We start from the raw sequence: 439 nt of genomic DNA on the forward strand, positions 1-439 counted from the left end.
CTTTCAGACAGCATAGGTACTTTTACATCAATAATCATTTTGTGTCTCCAATGGCCCTTTCAGACGGCCTGTTGTGTGTTTTTAATTCTGCATATGGGCATTCCGCCTGAGCAGCCTCAGACGGAATGCTACTTGGTTTACAACGCCAAAGCGTCTTCAACCAATTGTTTCAATTGAGCAATATGTTTGCTTGAGTAGCCCACTGCAGGCGATGCACTGCTTGGACGACCGGCATAAGACAGTTTTTGCTCTTCGCTGATAACGTCTTCGATGCGGTGGCGGATTTGGTAGAACGCGCCTTGGTTTTTCGGCTCTTCTTGCGCCCAAACCACAGATTTTGCATTCGGATATTTCGCCAGTTCAGCTTTAACCTCTTCATATGGGAACGGATACAGCTGCTCAACGCGGACGATAGCAACATCATCTTCCAGTTTACGCT

The 439-nt window shown here is 46.9% G+C and carries 1 pseudogene; it reads right to left on the reverse strand.

Annotated features, from left to right (window positions below):
* Window positions 1-137: 137 nt before the first annotated feature.
* A pseudogene (gene sucA, locus ACTHUR_RS21245) lies at window positions 138-439 on the reverse strand (2-oxoglutarate dehydrogenase E1 component); the annotation flags it as partial.

This window comes from Neisseria sp. P0021.S007 (assembly GCF_051956855.1).